We start from the raw sequence: 789 nt of genomic DNA on the forward strand, positions 1-789 counted from the left end.
GCATGTTACTTAGTAATCAGTTTCTTAATCGCAAAACTATAATCAAAATGAAAAAACAAAATGTAAACAACAAGCTTGCTTTCAACAAAGTGGCTGTTACAGAATTAAACGACACACAAATGCATGATGTTGACGGCGGAAGCTCTCCTGCATGTTACTTAGTAATCAGTTTCTTAATCGCAAAACTATAATCCAAATGAAAAAACAAAACCCAAACAACAAGCTTGCTTTCAACAAAGTGGCTGTTACAGAATTAAACGACACACAAATGCATGACGTAGACGGAGGAAGCTCTCCTGCATGTTACTTAGTAATCAGTTTCTTAATCGCAAAACTATAATCCAAATGAAAAAACAAAATCCAAACAACAAGCTTGCTTTCAACAAAGTAGCTGTTACAGAATTAAACGACACACAAATGCATGACGTTGACGGAGGAAGCTCTCCTGCATGTTACTTAGTAATCAGTTTCTTAATCGCAAAACTATAATCCAAATGAAAAAACAAAACCCAAACAACAAGCTTGCTTTCAACAAAGTGGCTGTTACAGAATTGAACGACACACAAATGCATGACGTAGATGGCGGAAGCTCTCCTGCATGTTACTTAGTAATCAGTTACTTAATCGCAAAACTATAATCCAAATGAAAAAACAAAACCCAAACAACAAGCTTGCTTTCAACAAAGTGGCTGTTACAGAATTAAACGACACACAAATGCATGATGTTGACGGCGGAAGCTCTCCGGCATGTTACTTAGTAATCAGTTTCTTAATCGCAAAACTATAATC

The 789-nt window shown here is 36.1% G+C and carries 5 protein-coding genes; all 5 read left to right on the plus strand.

What is annotated here, in order from left to right:
- Positions 1-191: class I lanthipeptide (locus tag DCO46_RS22910; protein WP_207784993.1), on the plus strand; the 191-nt coding region annotated here is incomplete at its 5' end.
- Positions 192-196: 5 nt separating this feature from the next.
- Entirely contained in the window at positions 197-340 is a 144-nt protein-coding gene (locus tag DCO46_RS22915; protein ID WP_165828981.1) for a class I lanthipeptide, read from the plus strand.
- A gap of 5 nt (positions 341-345) precedes the next feature.
- Positions 346-489, plus strand: coding sequence for a class I lanthipeptide (locus DCO46_RS22920; protein WP_165828981.1), 144 nt, complete (start codon positions 346-348; stop codon positions 487-489).
- Between the two features lie 5 nt (positions 490-494).
- Positions 495-638 carry a class I lanthipeptide gene (locus tag DCO46_RS22925; RefSeq protein ID WP_165829091.1) on the plus strand — a complete coding sequence of 48 codons (144 nt, stop codon included), beginning with the start codon at positions 495-497 and terminating at the stop codon, positions 636-638.
- Positions 639-643: 5 nt separating this feature from the next.
- A complete protein-coding gene (locus DCO46_RS22930) occupies positions 644-787 on the plus strand; it encodes a class I lanthipeptide (protein WP_165828981.1) in 144 nt (47 codons plus the stop codon).
- The last annotated feature ends 2 nt before the right edge of the window (positions 788-789 follow it).

Origin of the sequence: Flavobacterium sp. HTF, assembly GCF_003105115.1 — a bacterium.
Taxonomy (GTDB): domain Bacteria; phylum Bacteroidota; class Bacteroidia; order Flavobacteriales; family Flavobacteriaceae; genus Flavobacterium.

Excerpts from the sequence above, each read along its gene's own strand:
- DCO46_RS22915 (WP_165828981.1), top strand. The coding sequence starts at position 197 with ATGAAAAAACAAAACCCAAACAACAAGCTTGCTTTCAACAAAGTGGCT.
- DCO46_RS22920 (WP_165828981.1), top strand. The coding sequence starts at position 346 with ATGAAAAAACAAAATCCAAACAACAAGCTTGCTTTCAACAAAGTAGCT.
- DCO46_RS22925 (WP_165829091.1), top strand. The coding sequence starts at position 495 with ATGAAAAAACAAAACCCAAACAACAAGCTTGCTTTCAACAAAGTGGCT.
- DCO46_RS22930 (WP_165828981.1), top strand. The coding sequence starts at position 644 with ATGAAAAAACAAAACCCAAACAACAAGCTTGCTTTCAACAAAGTGGCT.